This window comes from Brachybacterium phenoliresistens, assembly GCF_039530785.1.
GTDB classification, from domain to species: Bacteria; Actinomycetota; Actinomycetes; order Actinomycetales; family Dermabacteraceae; genus Brachybacterium; species Brachybacterium phenoliresistens.
In genome coordinates this window covers 236,406-252,237 of the sequence record NZ_BAAAOW010000002.1, presented here as the reverse complement: position 1 = coordinate 252,237, position 15,832 = coordinate 236,406, and the positions used below count along the sequence as shown (strand labels likewise).

At 73.7% G+C, this 15,832-nt stretch carries 15 protein-coding genes; 1 reads left to right on the top strand and 14 read right to left on the bottom strand.

The window, feature by feature from the left end:
- Positions 1–4: 4 nt before the first annotated feature.
- From trmD to ABD234_RS05535, 11 genes are all read right to left on the bottom strand, one after another.
- A complete protein-coding gene (trmD, locus tag ABD234_RS05585) occupies positions 5–763 on the bottom strand; it encodes a tRNA (guanosine(37)-N1)-methyltransferase TrmD (protein ID WP_038372431.1) in 759 nt (252 codons plus the stop codon).
- On the bottom strand, positions 763–1,311 hold the full coding sequence (gene rimM / locus ABD234_RS05580; RefSeq protein ID WP_038372428.1) for a ribosome maturation factor RimM: 549 nt from the start codon (positions 1,309–1,311) through the stop codon (positions 763–765). The genes trmD and rimM overlap by 1 nt, the downstream gene beginning before the upstream one ends.
- On the bottom strand, positions 1,308–2,246 hold the full coding sequence (locus ABD234_RS05575) for a hypothetical protein (RefSeq protein ID WP_344354544.1): 939 nt from the start codon (positions 2,244–2,246) through the stop codon (positions 1,308–1,310). The genes rimM and ABD234_RS05575 overlap by 4 nt, the downstream gene beginning before the upstream one ends.
- Positions 2,230–2,472, bottom strand: coding sequence for an RNA-binding protein (locus tag ABD234_RS05570; protein WP_038372427.1), 243 nt, complete (start codon positions 2,470–2,472; stop codon positions 2,230–2,232). The genes ABD234_RS05575 and ABD234_RS05570 overlap by 17 nt, the downstream gene beginning before the upstream one ends.
- Before the next feature lie 2 nt (positions 2,473–2,474).
- The gene (gene rpsP / locus ABD234_RS05565; RefSeq protein ID WP_038372424.1) at positions 2,475–2,936 is read right to left on the bottom strand and encodes a 30S ribosomal protein S16; all 462 of its coding nucleotides are present in this window, start codon (positions 2,934–2,936) and stop codon (positions 2,475–2,477) included.
- Between the two features lie 226 nt (positions 2,937–3,162).
- The gene (locus ABD234_RS05560; protein ID WP_344354543.1) at positions 3,163–4,575 is read right to left on the bottom strand and encodes an Nramp family divalent metal transporter; all 1,413 of its coding nucleotides are present in this window, start codon (positions 4,573–4,575) and stop codon (positions 3,163–3,165) included.
- A 30-nt stretch (positions 4,576–4,605) separates the two neighbouring features.
- Positions 4,606–5,763, bottom strand: a complete 1,158-nt coding sequence (locus tag ABD234_RS05555) for an amidohydrolase family protein (protein ID WP_344354542.1) — start codon at positions 5,761–5,763, stop codon at positions 4,606–4,608.
- 107 nt (positions 5,764–5,870) lie between these two features.
- Positions 5,871–7,457, bottom strand: a complete 1,587-nt coding sequence (ffh, locus tag ABD234_RS05550; RefSeq protein ID WP_344354540.1) for a signal recognition particle protein — start codon at positions 7,455–7,457, stop codon at positions 5,871–5,873.
- A gap of 118 nt (positions 7,458–7,575) precedes the next feature.
- A complete protein-coding gene (locus tag ABD234_RS05545; protein WP_051486824.1) occupies positions 7,576–9,921 on the bottom strand; it encodes a [protein-PII] uridylyltransferase in 2,346 nt (781 codons plus the stop codon).
- Positions 9,911–10,249, bottom strand: a complete 339-nt coding sequence (locus ABD234_RS05540; RefSeq protein WP_038372420.1) for a P-II family nitrogen regulator — start codon at positions 10,247–10,249, stop codon at positions 9,911–9,913. The genes ABD234_RS05545 and ABD234_RS05540 overlap by 11 nt, the downstream gene beginning before the upstream one ends.
- On the bottom strand, positions 10,246–11,586 hold the full coding sequence (locus ABD234_RS05535; protein ID WP_038372419.1) for an ammonium transporter: 1,341 nt from the start codon (positions 11,584–11,586) through the stop codon (positions 10,246–10,248). Before ABD234_RS05535 ends, ABD234_RS05540 begins: the two co-directional genes overlap by 4 nt.
- Positions 11,587–11,868: 282 nt before the next feature.
- Between ABD234_RS05535 and ABD234_RS05530 the strand changes: the two genes are divergently transcribed.
- A complete protein-coding gene (locus tag ABD234_RS05530; protein ID WP_344354537.1) occupies positions 11,869–13,248 on the top strand; it encodes an acetamidase/formamidase family protein in 1,380 nt (459 codons plus the stop codon).
- A 79-nt stretch (positions 13,249–13,327) separates the two neighbouring features.
- Here the strand turns inward: ABD234_RS05530 and ftsY are convergent, their stop codons facing one another.
- From ftsY to ndk, 3 genes are all read right to left on the bottom strand, one after another.
- Positions 13,328–14,902: a signal recognition particle-docking protein FtsY gene (gene ftsY, locus ABD234_RS05525; RefSeq protein ID WP_425546777.1), complete on the bottom strand. Its 1,575-nt coding sequence runs from the start codon at positions 14,900–14,902 to the stop codon at positions 13,328–13,330.
- A gap of 169 nt (positions 14,903–15,071) precedes the next feature.
- Entirely contained in the window at positions 15,072–15,206 is a 135-nt protein-coding gene (locus ABD234_RS05520; protein ID WP_269519892.1) for a hypothetical protein, read from the bottom strand.
- A gap of 136 nt (positions 15,207–15,342) precedes the next feature.
- A complete protein-coding gene (gene ndk / locus ABD234_RS05515; protein WP_038372415.1) occupies positions 15,343–15,768 on the bottom strand; it encodes a nucleoside-diphosphate kinase in 426 nt (141 codons plus the stop codon).
- Between the last annotated feature and the right edge of the window lie 64 nt (positions 15,769–15,832).

Sequence of the window (15,832 nt, the reverse complement as noted above, 5' to 3'; positions counted from 1 at the left end):
CTGGTCAGGCGGCCGATCCGCTGTCGCCTGCGTCACGCCCGGCGTCCAGGAGGTCGGGGCGGCGCTCCCGCGTCCGGGCGAGCGACTGCTCCTCCCGCCAGCGCGCGATGCGCCCGTGGTCCCCGGACAGCAGGATCTCGGGCACGCGGCGCTCGACCCCGTCGGGGTCGATCCACAGCGCCGGCTTGGTGTAGATCGGGTACTCGAGCAGCCCGTGGGAGTGGGACTCCTCGACCACGGACTCCGGGTTGCCGAGCACGCCGGGGACCAGGCGCACCACGGCCTCGGTGATCGCGAGCACGGCGACCTCGCCGCCGTTGAGCACGTAGTCCCCCAGGGAGATCAGGCGCACGCTCGCGCCGCGCGCGGCGAGGTGCTCGTACACGCGCTCGTCGATCCCCTCGTAGCGGCCGCAGGCGAAGACCAGCCACGGGCTCGTCGACAGCTCCCGGGCGGTCGCCTGGACCAGCGGCGCCCCGGCGGGGTTGGGGAAGAGGATCTCCGGACGGGCCTGCTCGCCGAGGGCGGCGCGGCCCTCGGCGAGCACGTGGGCGAAGGCCTCCGCCCACGGCTCGGGCTTCATGACCATGCCCGCTCCCCCGCCCACCGGGGTGTCGTCCACGGTGCGGTGCCGGTCATGGGTGAAGGTCCGCAGGTCGTGGACGTGCAGATCCACCAGGCCGTCGCGCCGCGCCTTGCCGATCAGCGACAGCTCGAGGGGCGCGAGGTACTCGGGGAAGATCGTGACGACGTCGATGCGCATCAGGCGCGCTCGCTCTCGGCGTTCTCCGGATCGAACAGGCCGCCGGGCGGGTCGGCGATCACCACGCCCGCCTCGAGGTCGACCTCGGGCACGAGCTGCTCGACCAGCGGCAGCATGACCCGGCGGCCATCGGCCGTGCGGACGATCAGCAGATCCTGCGCCGGGTAGTGCTCGAGACCCGCGACCACGCCGAGCTCGGTCCCGTCGACGTGCCGGACGGGCAGGCCCTGCAGGTCGGAGGGGTACCAGGCGTCGGGGTCCTCATCGGCCTCCTCGTCCAGGTCGATCTCCAGGGAGAGCTCGGCGCCCCGCAGCGATTCGGCGGCGCTGCGGTCCGCGACCTCCGCGAAGCGCGCGTACCAGCGGCCCGACTGGGTGCGGGTGGAGGCGATGGTGAGGGTGCGCGGCCTGCCGCCGTCCTCGATCTCGAAGGCGGTGCCGTCGGCCAGGCGCACCTCCGGCTGATCGGTGCGCACGATCAGAGCGACCTCCCCGCGCAGCCCGTGCGCCTTGCCGATGGTCGCCACGACCACATCGCGATGGTTCATACCAGTCCCTCTCCGTCCTCGTCGTCCTGCTCGTCCTGCTGCTGCTCGCCCACGCCGGCGTCGTACCCGACGGCCCCGCAGGCCCCGCCCAGCTGCTCGAGGGGCTCCTGCAGCCCCGGCGAGCGGAGGTCGCCCTCGACCGCATCGGAGAAGGGCGCCCGCACCGCGGTGAGGGCCTCGCGCACGCCGTCGTCATCGACCGCGGCGATCTCCTGGTCCAGCCGGGCGAGGGTCGCCTCGACCTCGTCCATCCCGTCCTCGGGGACGGTCTGCGGGGTCCGGCCCACGAGCTTGAACATGTTCGAGGTGAGCACGTTGGCGTTGCCGAAGACGGTGAAGGTGCTCGGGGTGTCGAAGATGTCCGCACAGGTGAGGGCGGCGGGCTTGGTGCCGTCCTCCCCGGGGGCGTGGAACCATGCCGCGGCATCCGAGACGGGCGCGCACCCCTGGGCGAGCTCGTCCATCGCGGTGCGCAGCGCCTCGAGGTCGCCGTCGGCCCCCTGCGCCGCCTCGGTCCGGAACCATGCGGCGACGGCGCCCGCGCTGCCCTGGAGCTCTGCCGGCGCCCCCGAGAACGCCGCATCGACGTCGTCCCCGGTGAGGGCATAGAACATGGGGTCCGACGCCCCGTTCTCGGAGGCGGTGCCGGCACGGTCCAGCACGTCGCGGGACAGCGGCCGGGTGTAGTCGGGATCGCCCCAGAATCTCGTGCAGGCCTCGACGGCGGCCGGGTCGGCGCTCGGCTCGGCCGTGGTCGCGGGAGAGGACGCCTCCGGGGTGGTGCCGCCGCCCGGACCCGCGGTCGGCACCGTGCAGGCGCCGAGCACGCCGGTGCCCAGCAGCAGCACTCCCGCGGCATGCCGGAGGCGGCGCCGGAAGCCGGCGCCGCCTCGGGTCTTGCGGTGTGCTGTGCGCGCGTCAGCGGCGGTCGACATCGACGATGTCCACGCGGACCGAGTCCTCGGACAGGGCCGCGGTCACCGTGCGCAGGGCGCGGGCGGTGCGACCGGACCGGCCGATCACGCGGCCCAGGTCCTCCGGGTTGACGCGGACCTCGAGAAGAGGACCACGGCGCGTGGACTTCTCCTGGACGCGCACGTCGTCGGGGTTGTCGACGATCCCGCGGACCAGATGGTCCAGTGCCTCGGCGCGAGCGCTCATGCTCAGGCCTCGTCGGCAGCGGCCTGGGCGTCCTCGGTGGTCTCGCCCTCGGCGGGAGCCTCCTCGGAGCCCGGCGCGACCTCGTCGGAGGCCTTCGCCTTCTTGGCACCCTCACGGGACTCGACGGCGGCCTTGTCGGCCTCGGCGATGAGGTCCTCGGCGGAGGCCTTGGCGGACTTCGAGCGGAGGGTGCCCTCGGCGCCCTCCTCGCCCTTGAACTTCTGCCAGTCACCGGTGATCTTGAGGATCGCCGCGACCTGCTCGGTGGGCTGCGCGCCCACGCCGAGCCAGTACTGCGCACGCTCGGAGGCGACCTCGATGAACGAGGGCTCCTCGGTGGGGTGGTACTTGCCGATCTCCTCGATCACGGCGCCGTCGCGCTTCTTGCGCGAGTCGGCCACGACGATGCGGTAGTACGGTGCACGGATCTTGCCCATGCGCTTGAGACGAATCTTGACGGCCACGAGTGTGGACTCTCCTTCGAAGGATGTTCGGGTGAGATCTGCCGCGGCCTGTGGGGTCATGCGGGCGCCGGCGTCACTCGGGGTGTCGCGCCATGGCGGGTAGAGGGCCGGCCAGGACGCATACAGCGCCCAAGTATGCCAGCACGGGCCGGACGCTTCCACCCGCCCGCCTGTGCCGCTGGGCACAGGCGGGCCCGTCGGCCCCTCGGCGGCGGCCCCTCGGCCCTCAGCCCATCAGCGTCGAGACCGCGTCGATCAGCTGGTTCACGCCCAGCACCAGGAAGATCAGCGCGACGATCCCGAGCACGATGTTGCCGCCCGCACGGCTGCGCCAGGCCGGGGGGACATGGCGCGAGTTGAGCAGGAACAGCAGCGTGAGCGCGAGGAACGGCATGAAGAACGACCCGAGCACGCCGTAGGCGACGATGATCTGCACCGGCTTGCCCAGCAGCAGCAGGAGCATCGGCGGGAAGGTCAGCCACAGGATGTAGAAGCGGTAGGAGCGGCTGCCGATCCGCCGGGCGGGGTCATCGGCCGGGAGTCCTCGCACGCTCCCCCAGAAGTCGGCGAACATGATCGAGACGCCGTTCCACACCCCGATCACGGAGGAGAACGAGGAGGCCCAGAACCCGATGAGGAAGACCCAGCTCATGACCGCGCCGTAGCGGTCCGCGAGCACGCCCGCGAGGTCCACGAGCCCCTGGTCGCCCTGTCCCACGGCGATCCCGGCGCTGTACAGCAGCTCCGCGCCGACGATGAGCATGGCGATCACGAACACGCCGGAGAGCACGTAGGCCATCGCGTTGTCCAGACGCATGACCTTCATCCAGCGCGGGGTCGACCAGCCCTTCTCCACCAGCCAGTAGCCGTAGGCCGCGAGCGTGATGGTGCCGCCGACGCCGCCGGCGATGCTCAGGGTGTAGACCAGGCCGCCCTCGGGGATCCGGGGGATCAGGCCGGAGGCGATCTGGCCGAGGTTCGGCACGGTCACCGCGGCGGCGCCGACCACGGTCACGAACATGACGCCGACCAGGACGGCGATGATCTTCTCCAGGCGCCGGTAGTGGCCCAGCCACACCAGGGCGGCACCGATCAGGCCCGAGGCGATGGCGTACGCGATCAGAGGGATCCGCGTGATCGCCTCGATGTCCCCGATCACGGGCAGCTGCGGGATCAGCGCGACCAGCGGCAGCGCGGAGGCGGACATGGCCGTCGCGCCGTACACGAAGCCCCAGATCACGATGTACAGGCCGAAGTAGATCGAGGCCCAGGCGCCCAGGCGCCGCCAGCCCTCGAAGATCGACAGGCCGGTGGCCAGCGTCCAGCGTCCGGCGCCCTCGACGAGGAAGATCTTGATGATCACGCCGGCGACGGCCGCCCACAGCAGGGTGTAGCCGAAGCGGGACCCGGCCACGAGCGTGGCCACGAGGTCCCCGGCGCCGATGCCGGTGGCGGCGACCAGCAGCCCGGGGCCGATGATCTTCCAGCGCGGCGGCGGCCCGTCCTGCACGCCGGGATCCGCGGGGGCCGGACCGTCCGCCGAGGAGGGGCGGGCCGAGGAATGCGGGGAGGAGGAGCGGGGCTGGGGGGTGCGGGGCTGGGGGGTGCGGGCGTCCTCGCCCGATCCGGGAGCATCCATGCTCGCGATCGTACGTGCCCTCCTGCGGTCTCAGGCGCCGCGACGGATGATCTCCCCGCGGAGCACCACGGCCGACAGGTCCCGCAGCACCCGATGATCGCGACGCGGGTCCGCCGCGGTGACCAGCAGATCCGCCGGGGCGCCGTCCTCGAGACCGGGCACGCCGAGGAACTCCCGCGGGGCCCAGGCGGCCGCGGTGAGGATCTGCGTCCCGTCGAGGCCCGCGCGGGCGAGCTCGTCGAGCTCGTCGTGGATGATCCCGTGCCCCAGCACCCCGCCGGCGTCGGTTCCCACCAGCAGCGGCACCCCGGCCTCGAGGGCGCTGCGGGTCCTCTCGAAGCGCCCGTCGCGCAGGCGGCGCATATGGGCGGCGTAGGCGGGGAACTTCCGCTCGCCCTGGTCGGCGTACTCGGTGAAGTGGTCGACGTTGACGAGGGTCGTCACCACCGGCACCCCGGCCGCGGCGGCGCGGGCGATCGTCTCGTCGGTGAGACCGGTGGCGTGCTCGAGGCAGTCGAAGCCGGCGTCCAGGACCAGCGGGAGGGTCTCCTCGTCGAAGGTGTGGGTGGTGATCCGCGCCCCGGCGGCGTGGGCGGCATCGGCCGCGGCGGTGAAGTCCTCGGCCGACCAGGTCGGGGCGAGGTCCCCGGCCGAGCGGTCGATCCAGTCCCCCACCAGCTTGACCCAGCCGTCCGAGCGCTCCGCCTCGGTGCGGACGGCGTCGGCGAGCTGGTCCGGTTCGATCTCGTGGGCGTAGCCGATGAGGTAGCGCCGGGTGCGCGCGAGGTGGCGGCCGCAGCGGATCAGCCGCGGCAGGCGGTGCCCGGCCGCGCCGGGGGCAGGGTCCTGGAGGGCCCGGGTGTCGATGATCGAGCCGGCATCGCGCATCAGCAGGACGCCGGTGTCGCGGTCGGTGATGGCCTGCGCCCGTGCCTCGGCGAGGCTGGTGCCTCCCCCGCCGTCGCCGATGCCGATGTGGCAGTGCAGGTCCGCCAGCCCCGGCACGACGAATCCGTCGATCTCGAGCACCTCGGTGCGAGGGGCCAGCTCCGGCCGCCGATGGTGGATGCGGCCGCCCGCCACCCAGGCCTCGGCCAGCTCCTCCTCGGGGCCCAGCAGGATCGGCCCGCGCAGATGCAGCACGGGATGGCCGGGGGTCAGGGCAGCGTCGTCCGTCGTCGTTTCCACACCCCGAGGGTAGCCCGCACCGCGCTCGCCCTCGACGAGATCGACCAGAGCATCCCGGGGCGGGACGCTCTGGTCGACGTCGTGCGACGGGGCCTGCCCCGGCGGGGTCAGAGGCCCTTGCCGAAGAGCTTCTGCATCTCGGGCGGGAGCTGCGAGGGGTCGAGGTCGGCGAGGTCCCCGGCGCCGGCCGGTCCGCCGCCGAAGGCGGAGCCGCCCTCGGCCCGGCGCTCCTCGGCCTTCCGCGCGAGCTCGGCCTCCTCGCGGGCGGCCTTGGCGGGGTTGCGGGACTTGGACTTCTTGACCTTCTTCGGCGCCTGCTGCTTGCCGCGGGACTTCTTGCCCATCCCCATGCCGGGGCCGCCCGGCATGCCGGGCGCGCCGCCGCCGGCCATGCCGCGGCCCATGGTGCGCATCATCTGCTGGGCCTGCTTGAAGCGCTCGAGCAGCTGGTTGACGGCCTGGACGGTGGTGCCGGAGCCCTTGGCGATGCGGGAGCGGCGGGACCCGTTGATGAGCTTGGGGTCGTGGCGCTCGGCCGGCGTCATCGAGCGGATGATCGCCTCGATGCGGGTGAGCTCCTTCTCGTCGAAGTTCTCGAGCTGGTCGCGGAACTGGCCCATGTTCGGCAGCATGCCGAGCATCTTCTTGATGCTGCCCATGTTCTTGAGCTGCTGCATCTGGGCGAGGAAGTCGTCGAGGGTGAAGTCCTCGCCGCTGGCGAGCTTCTTCGCGGCCTTCTCGGCCTCGGCCTGGTCGAAGGTCTTCTCGGCCTGCTCGATCAGGGTGAGGACGTCGCCCATGTCGAGGATCCGGTTGGCCATGCGGTCCGGGTGGAAGCGCTCGAAGTCGCCCAGCTGCTCGCCGGTGGAGGCGAACAGGATGGGGCGCTGGGTGACGCCCGTGATCGACAGGGCCGCGCCGCCGCGGGCGTCGCCGTCGAGCTTGGACAGGACCACGCCGGTGAAGCCGACGCCGTCGCGGAAGGCCTCCGCCACGCGGGCGGCGTCCTGGCCGATCATGGCGTCGACGACGAACAGGGTCTCGTGCGGGTTCACGGCATCGCGGATGTCCCGCGCCTGCTGCATCATCTCCTCGTCGATGCCCAGGCGGCCGGCGGTGTCGACGATCACGACGTCGTGCTGCTGGAACTGGGCGGTGGAGACGCCGTTCATGGCGACCAGCACCGGGTTTCCGACCCCGTTGCCCGGCTCGGGGGCGAACACGGGCACGCCCGCCCGCTCCCCGACGACCTGCAGCTGGGTGACGGCGTTGGGGCGCTGGAGATCCGCGGCGACCAGCAGCGGGGTGTGCCCCTGCTCCTTCATCCACCGCGCGAGCTTGCCCGCGAGGGTCGTCTTGCCGGCGCCCTGGAGGCCCGCGAGCATGATGACGGTGGGCGGGTTCTTGGACCAGGTGAGCTCCCCGGTCGCTCCGCCGAGGACGTCGACCAGCTCGTCATGGACGATCTTGACGACCTGCTGGGCGGGGTTGAGGGCCTTGGAGACCTCCTCGCCGAGCGCCCGTTCGCGCACCTTGGACGTGAAGTCCCGGACCACCGGCACGGCGACGTCGGCGTCGAGCAGGGCGCGCCGGATCTCGCGGATGGTCTTGTCGACGTCCGCCTCGGACAGGCGGCCGTGGCCGCGCAGCCCCTTGAGGGAGGCGGTGATGCGATCGGAGAGGTTGTTGAACACGAAGAGATTCCCCTTGGTCGTGCGGACCGCACCAGTGTAGTGGCCGCGGCCCCGCCCGGTCCCCTTCCGGGGCCCGGGCGGAGACCTGCCGCACTCGCGGCGGCCCGATCCGCCCCGCTCAGGTGGCGGCGGCGTCCATCAGCGCGGCGATGATCCGGCCCACCGCCGGCGCCTCGAGGGCGCGTCCCTTCTCGTCGGTCAGGTAGAGCACGTCGACGGCCCGCTTGCCCAGGGTCATCACGTGCGCGCTGCGCAGCTGCAGCTGGTGCACGGTGATGGCCTCGGCGACGTCCGCCAGCAGGCTGGGCCGGTTGCGGGCGTTGACCTGGATGACCGTCGCCTCGCTCGAGGCGCCGGGCAGGAGGGTGACCACCGGGGTGTCGTCCGCGGTGCGCGGCGGCGGCGCCGGGGCCAGCTCGAGCACCCGTGCGGCGGGCTCGTCGCGGCGCCCCAGCTCGCGGTCCAGGGCGGCGCGCAGCGCCGTGGGATGCGGCAGGTCGCCCTGCGTCCCCGAGACCCACCAGGTGTTCACGGCGACGCCGTCCATGGTCAGGACCACGGCGCTGCGCACATCGATGCGCTGGCGGGCCAGGACCCGCGCCATGGCGGCGAACACGCCCGCGCCGTCCGGGGCGCCCAGGCAGATCTGGCTGATGGCCTCGTCCCCCGTCGGCGCCGGGTACAGCACGTGGGCGCTGCCGCTGCGCCTCACGGCGGTGAGCACCGCGTCCTGCACCGAGCGCTGCGGGGTCAGCAGCAGGCGCGGCACCGGGGCGCTGCCCGAGAGCGAGTCGCGGGCCAGGTCGGTGAGGTGGTCCACCAGCGAGGAGCGCCAGCTCGACCAGGCCGAGGGGCCGGCGGCGATGGCATCGGCCTCGGTGAGCGCCCGCAGCAGCTCGAGCGTGCCCGCATCGTGCCCCACGGCCCGGAGCAGGTCCTGCAGGGTCGCGGGATCGGCGAGGTCGCGTCCCGTGGCCAGGCCCACCAGGGTCAGGTGCTCGCGCACCAGGGTGCCGATGACGCGGACGTCGTCCTCGTCGAAGCCCAGATGCCGGGCGGCGACCTCGGCCAGGGGCGCCCCCTCGGCCGAGTGGTCGCGGGCATCGGCCCGCTTGCCGAGATCGTGCAGGAGCGCGACCACCAGCAGCAGATCGGGGCGGGAGACCGTGGCCAGGAACCGGCGGGCCTCCTTGACCGTCTCGATCTGGTGGCGGTCCACGGTGAAGCGGTGCACCGCCGAGCGCTGCGGACGGTTGCGCACCTCCGTCCAGCCCGGGACCCAGCGGGCGAACACGCCCTGCACGTCGAGCGCCTCGTAGACGTCGGCGATGTGCTCGCCGGCCAGGGCGTCCACGAACACGTCGCGCTGGGCGGCGGTGAACGGACGCACCGGGACGGCGGCCATGCGGGCGAGCGTGGCATCGGCCAGCGGCAGCCCGGTCGCCGCCGCGTGCGCGACCGCCGAGAGATCGCGCAGCGGATCCTCGACCTGCGGGTCCACCGAGACCTCCCCGGACTGCACGAGCACCCCGTGCTCGAGGCGGGTCAGGGCGGGGCGGCGGTCCGCCCCGGAGCCGCGGGTGGCCGAGCCGCCGGGGGCGACGGCGGCCTGCGCCGCCCGGATCGTCCGATGCAGCTCCCAGGTCACCGACCGCGCCGCATCGGCCAGCACCGCGAGATGGTCATCGGCGGTGGCGTGCCCGGTCAGCGCGGCGACGGCGTCCTGATCCGCCCGGCCCAGCCGGGTGCCGGACTTCCCGGTCACCGCCTGCAGCGCATCACGGGCGTCGCCGAGGACGCGGGAGGCATGGTCGACGACGGCATGGTCGTGATCGGCCAGCCAGCTCTCGGCGAAGGCGCGGATCACGGTGACGTCGCGCAGGCCGCCGCGGTCGGACTTGAGGTTGGGCTCGGTGGAGTGCGCCAGCGGGCCGTAGCGGTGGGAGCGGTCCTCGGCGAGGTCCACGAGCTCGCCGATGCGCCGCCGGGCGCCGCGGCGCCACTGCGCCCGCACCCGGGCGGAGGCATCGGCCACGAGGCTCTCCTGCCCCACGACCAGCCGCAGGTCCAGCAGGGAGATGGCCGCGCGCAGATCCTCGCCGGCGACCTCCTCGCACTGCGCGGGACTGCGCACCGCGTGGTCCAGCGAGGTCCCCGAGTCCCAGATGGGGTACCACAGGGCGCTCGCGAGCCGGGCGGACTCCTCGGCGTCGACCTGCTCGGGGTCGATCAGCAGCACCAGGTCCAGGTCGCTGACCGGGCCGAGGTCCCGCCGCCCCAGCGAGCCGATGGCCGCCAGGGCGGCGCCGGACGCGGGGGCGCCGGCCCCGGCCCACAGGGAGACCAGCCACTCGTCGACGAGAGCGGCATGGTCGTTCCTGCGGGAGGGACCGGCGGCCGGATCCGCGAAGCCGGCGTGGAGGACGTGCGTGAGCCGGCGTGCGGACAGCGCCTCAGACGGCATCCGCACCTCGTTCGCCGGTGCGCACGCGGACGACGGTGTGGACGTCGGTGACCCAGACCTTGCCGTCGCCGATCCGACCGGAGCGGGAGGCGGCGACGATCAGGTCGATGATGTCCTCCTGGGCCGGGTCGTCGGCGATGACCTCGATCTTCGCCTTGGGGATGGTGTCGATGTCGTACTCGGCGCCGCGGTAGACCTCGGTGTGACCGCCCTGGCGGCCGTAGCCGGCGACCTCGGTGACGGTGAGCCCGCTGACCCCGTACTCGCGCAGCGAGTCCGTGACGGCCTGGACGGCGTGCGGCTGGACGACGGCGGTGATGAGCTTCATCGGACCTCTCCTGCGGTGGCGGGCTGGGCGCCCTCGGCTGCGGCGGGGGCCGACGGCGCGGGACGGGGGACGCTCGGTCGACGCGAGGCCGGGGCTCCGACGAGATCGTAGCCCGACTCCGCATGGTGGGTGATGTCGATGCCGGCGCGCTCGTCGGCCTCGGGGACCCTCCAGCCCATGACGGCCTTGAGGACCAGGGCGATGACGGCGGTGAGCACGCCGGAGAAGACCATCGCGGCGACCGCGACCAGGATCTGCACCAGCAGCAGGCTGAAGCCGCCGCCGAAGATGAGGCCGCCGTCGGTGGCCAGCACGCCGATGAGGATGGTGCCGACGAGCCCGCCCACGAGGTGGACGCCCACGACGTCCAGGGAGTCGTCGATCCCGAAGCGGTACTTCAGGCCCACGGCCAGGGCGCAGGCGACGCCGGCCAGGAGGCCGATGACGATCGAGGTGACGGGGTTCAGCGCGGCGGCGGCCGGGGTGATGGCCACGAGGCCCGCGACCACGCCGGAGGCGGCGCCGAGGCTGGTGACGTGCTTGTCGCGGATCTTCTCGACCAGGGCCCAGCCGAGCATGGCCGCGGCGGTGGCGACGGTGGTGTTGACCCAGGCCAGGCCCGCGGTCGCGTCGGCGGTGCCGGCCGAGCCCGCGTTGAAGCCGAACCAGCCGAACCACAGCAGGGCGGCGCCGAGCATCACCAGGGGAAGGTTGTGCGGTCGCATCGGCTCCTTGCCGAAGCCCTTGCGGGCGCCGACGACCAGGGCCAGGACCAGGCCGGCGATGCCGGCGTTGATGTGGACCACGGTGCCGCCGGCGAAGTCGACCGGCTCGGCGATGGCCGCGAAGGGGCCGTCCCCGCCCAGCAGGCCGCCGCCCCAGACCATGTGGGCCAGGGGTGCGTAGACCACCAGCACCCACACGGCGCAGAAGACCATCCAGGTCCCGAGCTTCACGCGGTCGGCGATGGCGCCGGAGATGATCGCGGCGGAGATGATCGCGAAGGTCATCTGGAAGCCTGCGGCGACGAGGAAGGGCACGCCGCTGCCGGCGAGGATCGACTGCTCGTCCGTCCCGGCGAGGCCGAAGAACTGCACCGGGTTGCCGAAGAGCCCGCCGATCCCGTCGCCGAAGGCGATCGAGTAGCCGCCCAGCGTCCAGGCGATGGCGACCACGGCGATCGCGGTGAAGGACATCAGCATCATGTTGAGGACGGTGCGGGCGCGCACCATGCCTCCGTAGAACAGCGAGAGTCCTGGGGTCATGAGCAGCACGAGGGCCGCGCTGATCAGGATCCAGGCCGTTGCCCCCGTATCCAGGGTGAAGGGGTCGTCCATGTCGGCTCCTTGGGAGTTCGGCCGGTCCTCGGGTTCGGGCCGCGGGACCGGTCGACCCGGTGGGTCGTGGTCTCATCGTGCGGGGGTCCCCTCCCGCGGCCAATGCCGGGAGGCTCCCGTGATCTTTCCGTGACATACCCGTTCGTACCGCGGGACGCCTCTCGCATCCCCTCCTCCGAAAAGCATCGTGAGCTGGGTGGCGACCGCCACGATCGACGCGCTGCCGCGGCTCCCGACCGCGCCGCGGCCGGATTCCGGGGCCGCGAGAGGGAGATGGATCACATGAGCGGACAGTCCTTCGAGGAGCACGCGGCCAGGACCCTGGTGCGCGGGATCGGACGCCGGGGCCTGCTGCGCGCGAGCGCCGCACTCGGCGCCGGGGCAGGCCTCCTGGGCGCCTGCGCACCGCAGACGGCCACCGCCCCGGGCGAGGCGCCGTCCCCGGCCGAGGACGCCGGAGCCGGGTCCGGGGCGACGGCCGGCGCGGTCCTGCAGCCGGGCGCCGGCGACATCCCCGGGGACCACTACCTCCCCTCGGAGCCGGATGCGGTGCTGTGGGGCTACGTCCCGACCGCCCACACGCCGCCGAGCCTGACCATGGCCTCCGGCCAGACGGTGACCATCGACTCCGTCTCCCACGAGGGGATCCTCGAGGACCAGGGCCGCGACCCGCGGGCCTTCTTCGGCGGGCACGGCGTCCCGGAGGCGTCGGTGCTGGAGGACGCCGTGGCGATCGCCGCCGAGTACGACCGCACCCCGCGGGACTTCGCCCTGGACGGACCGCACGTGGTCACCGGCCCCGTGTTCGTGGAGGGGGCGCAGCCCGGGGACGTGCTCAAGATCGAGACGCTGGAGGCGGTCCCCCGCGTGCCCTACGGCGTGGTCTCCAGCCGCCACGGCAAGGGCGCCCTCGCGCTCACCCCTGCGGGCGAGGCGCCGGCGGGCATCACCCGCGAGCAGGTCATGCCGCCGGTGGGGACCGACGGGCGTGCCGATGCGGATCCGACGCAGTGGGGCGGCGTGTCCACCTTCACCGCCATCGAGGACGGGCACGGCGTGATGCCCTTCGCCGGCGGCCGGGTGCGGTTCCCGGTGAGCCCCTTCTTCGGGATGATGGGCGTGGCCTTCTCCGATGCGCAGGAGCCGACCGATCCCTCGGCGAACTCGATCCCGCCCACCCTCGGCGGCGGCAACATCGACATCAGGCTCCTGGGCCCCGGCTCGACCTTCTACCTCCCGGTGCACGCCGAGGGGGCGCTCTTCCACGTCGGGGACCCCCACCATGCGATGGGCGACGGCGAGGTCGCGCTGACCGCCATGGAGGGGTCCCTGCGCGGCACCTTCCGGCTGACCGTGTGCAAGGCCGGCTCCGGGGACGCCCCCGCGATCGCCCACCGGTACCCCTTCGCCGAGACCGCCGACGCGTGGATCCCCATCGGCCTGTCGGACCCGGACGGCAGCGTCGGCGGCCAGGGCGGCGACCTGGACGTCGCCCTGCGCCAGGCCGTGGTCAACGCCCTGGACTTCCTCGAGCAGGATCGCGGGATGGACCGGGCCACGGCCTACGCGTACCTCTCCGCCGCCGCGGACTTCACCATCTCGCAGGTCGTGGACCGCACCGTCGGCGTCCACGGCGTGATCTCCAAGTCGCACTTCTCCTGATACGCCGAGCGCCGGGCCCGATGCGAAGGCATCGGACCCGGCGCTCGTGTGCTCGGGCCGGGGCTCGCGAGCGGGCGGCTCAGTCCCCGATCAGGGCGTCGACGAAGCCGTAGGGGTCGAAGGGCGCGAGGTCGTCCATGCCCTCGCCGAGCCCGACCATCTTCACCGGCACGCCCAGCTCCCGCTGGACGTTGACCACGATGCCGCCCTTGGCGGTGCCGTCGAGCTTGGTCAGGACGATGCCGGTGACGTCCACGGCCTCCGAGAACACGCGCGCCTGCTGCATGCCGTTCTGCCCGGTGGTCGCGTCCAGGACCAGCAGCACCTCGGCGACCTGCGCCCCGTGGAGGTTCTTCTCGGCGACCCGGCGCACCTTGCCGAGCTCGTCCATCAGGCCCTTCTTGTTCTGCAGGCGGCCCGCGGTGTCGATGATGACGACGTCGCAGTCCTGCTGGACGCCCTCCTGCACCGCCTCGAAGGCGACGGCGGCCGGATCGGCGCCGTCGCGGTCCGAGCGGATGGTCTCGACGCCGACCCGGGAGCCCCAGGTGGCCAGCTGGTCCGCGGCGGCGGCGCGGAAGGTGTCCGCCGCGCCGAGGACGACGCTGCGGCGCTCGGCGACCAGCACGCGGGCCAGCTTGCCCACCGTGGTGGTCTTGCCGGTGCCGTTGACGCCGACCATGAGGATCACCGACGGGATCGAGGAGCCGTCCGGGGCCTCGCGGCGGGTGGCGGCCAGGCGCCGGTCCAGGCCCGGGTCGATGAGCTTGACCAGCTCCTCGCGCAGCACCTCGCGGACCGCGGCGGGGTCGTTCTCCCCGAGCACCTGGAGGCGCTCGCGCAGCCCCTCGAGGAGCTCGTCGGTCGCATCGGGCCCGAGGTCCGCCAGCAGCAGCGTCTCCTCGATCTCGTCCCAGGTGCCCTGGTCGACCGTGTCGCGGGTGAGCAGTCCCAGGATCCCCCGGCCGATGGCGCCGGAGCGGGCCAGCCGCTCGCGCAGGCGGACCATGCGATCCGCGGCGGGCTCGGGGGTCTCCAGCGGCGGTGCGGCGCCGGCGGCGATCGCGCGGGCGTCCTCCTCGGCGGTCTCCGGGGCGGCGGTCGGCGCCTCGCCCGCGGCGACGGCGTCCTGTGCGGGCGCGGCCTCCGCGGGCGCATCGGGCGCGGTCTGCGGGGCCGGAGCGGTCTCGACGGCCGCGGGCTCGCCGGGGGCGGTCTCGCCGGTCGGGGCCGCGGCATCGGCCAGCTCCTGCCCGGTCTGCGGCGCGGCGGCGGGAGCCGCGCCGGCCGGAGCCTGGGGCGCCGGGGCGCCGGCGGAGCGCTCGGCCGCCGGTCGCGTCTCGACGGTGCCGGTCGGGGTCTCGACCTCCTGGTCGAAGGGGGCGTCGGCCTGCTCGGGCTCGGCGGTCGGCGGCGTCGCCTCGGGGCGTCCGGCGGTGAGGGTGTCCCCCCAGGTCGGGGCGGCCGGCCGGTCCTTCACGGCGGTCGCCGCTCCGCGCTGGGCGGTGCCGTCGCGCGTCTCGGCGCCGGGCTCGTGCGTCGCGCCGGGCCGATCGCCTCCGGACCGGCCGCGCGTGCGCAGCCAGGCCCAGGTTCCGGCGCCGAGCACCGCGATGCCGCCGACAGCGCCGCCGACGGCGGCAAGGATCTCCACGGGATCCACAGGTCACCTCCAGGGTCGTGGGGGCGCTCCGGGCGCCGGGACTCGGATCAGTCTAGGGGGAAGCTCCGGGGGCCCGAGAGGCGCGACCGTCCGCGGGACCCGCACAGCGCCGGTCCCGATGCCGCTGCCGCGAGCCCGATGCCTGCTCGCGCGGCGGAGCTCAGCTCTCGCGGTGCGTCCGGGAGCTGTGGCGCGTCTCCTCCTGCGCCTTGCGCAGACGCGGCAGGGCGGTGGCCCCCACGATGCCGCCGGCGACGAGCAGGGTGACGAAGGCATAGACGATGGTGATCCCCATGCCCCCATTGTGGCGCGTGCGCGCGCCGCGACGCCTCCGCGGCACGCCGGATGTGCGCGACCCCGCCGCGCGGATCCGGGGATCGGCGCGACGGGGTCGCGAGGTCGGGGACCCGGGGGTCGGTCCCGGGCCGGGATCAGGCGAGACCGGGGAACCAGATCTCGATCTCGCGGGCCGCGGACTCGGGCGAGTCGGAGCCGTGGACGAGGTTCTGGATCACCGGCAGGTCCCACTCCCGGCCCAGGTCCCCGCGGATCGTCCCCGGCGCGGCGGAGGTCGGGTTGGTCGAGCCGGCCAGCGAGCGGAAGCCCTCGATGACGCCCTCGCCCTCGGCGACGACCGCGACCAGCGGGGCCGATCCCATGTACTCCACGAGCGGGGCGTAGAAGGGCTTGCCCTCGTGCTCGGCGTAGTGCGCGGCGAGCTCCTCCGCGGTCGCGGTGCGCTGGGCCAGCGCCGTGATCTCGTAGCCCTTGGCCTCGATGCGTCGCAGGATCTCGCCGCGCAGGCTGCGCTGGACGGCATCGGGCTTGAGCAGGATGAGGGTGCGCTGTGTGGTCATGCGCCCAACCCTACCGATCACCGGGCGCGCCCCGGGCACGGATCCGGTCCGGCCGGGGCGCGGC